This window comes from Treponema sp. R6D11 (assembly GCF_054786075.1).
The window spans coordinates 1-478 of the sequence record NZ_BDHD01000845.1 but is presented as its reverse complement, the minus strand read 5'-3'; the positions used below and the strand labels follow the sequence as shown (position 1 = coordinate 478).

1 protein-coding gene is annotated in these 478 nt (G+C 30.3%); it reads right to left on the bottom strand.

The window, feature by feature from the left end:
* Positions 1-53: 53 nt before the first annotated feature.
* Positions 54-401 carry a helix-turn-helix domain-containing protein gene (locus ACYVTD_RS16440; protein WP_461248740.1) on the bottom strand — a complete coding sequence of 116 codons (348 nt, stop codon included), beginning with the start codon at positions 399-401 and terminating at the stop codon, positions 54-56.
* Between the last annotated feature and the right edge of the window lie 77 nt (positions 402-478).

The following is a 478-nucleotide window of genomic DNA, read 5'->3' as shown; positions in this document are numbered from 1 at the left end:
AAAATAAGCGGACTGTGCTTTTTGGGTAATGTCTTTACAGATGCGGTTGATATTTATGTTTTGATTTTACTTTTTATCTGTCGAACATATTCTTTTTGGATATTATTTAAGGATTCTCCAAAATTACGATAAATGTCCGCCGTATATTTTCCTAATATATTGACTGCATTGTCCGGAATAATTGTATCTGGTTTTAATAATTCATAAGCCTCAATATTCAAGGCATCTGCCATTTTTACCAAAGTAACAGGCGAAATCCATTTTTTCCCATTTTCAATATCACTTAAAAAAGGTATAGATATATCTATTTTTTCAGCAAAATCAGCCTGTGTTAACTTGTGTAAACCCCGAAATTTCCTAATATTTTGGCTTAAAATAGCCCTTAAATCCTGTTTCGTCATTTATTATCCCTAAGAGAATTTAGTATGCTTTTGGCTTGACAAAAATAGAATAATCTAACATATTAAGTATATTAGCC

What these genes read in the sequence shown, in the direction of transcription:
- ACYVTD_RS16440 (WP_461248740.1), bottom strand. Translation starts at nt 401, where the DNA reads ATGACGAAACAGGATTTAAGGGCTATTTTAAGCCAAAATATTAGGAAA.